Annotated in this window: 1 protein-coding gene; it reads right to left on the bottom strand. The window is 53.0% G+C overall.

Annotated elements, in window-relative coordinates:
- On the bottom strand, window positions 1-335 hold a 335-nt coding region (locus Q4563_RS17300), incomplete at its 3' end, for an efflux RND transporter permease subunit (protein ID WP_303605377.1).
- Between the last annotated feature and the right edge of the window lie 27 nt (window positions 336-362).

Below are 362 nucleotides of genomic sequence, written 5' to 3'. Positions count from 1 at the left end.
GCGGTACCCAGTGCAATAATAGGCGGCAGATTCAGAGGATAAATAATCGCGTCTTTTACCTGACTTAATGCCCCCCATGCCCGGCCAATCACAGCACCAACCGATTGATCAGGCGACAGCCGCTCTCCCCATGGTTTCAGTTTGACAAACGCCAGACCCTGGTTCTGGCCACGACCGGTAAAGCTGAAGCCGGAGACGGTAAAAACAGAATCTACCGCCGGTTCGTTCATATAGTGCTCGTTGAGCTTGTCCATGACTTCGTGGTTACGTTCCATTGTCGCACCGGCTGGCAACATCACCAGGTTCAGCAGGACACCCTGATCTTCATCGGGCAAGAATGACACAGGCAAACGCACATAGAC

The organism is Gilvimarinus sp. 1_MG-2023 (genome assembly GCF_030548285.1).
Note: the sequence above shows the minus strand (reverse complement) of the source record. Positions and strands in the feature narration are given on the sequence as shown.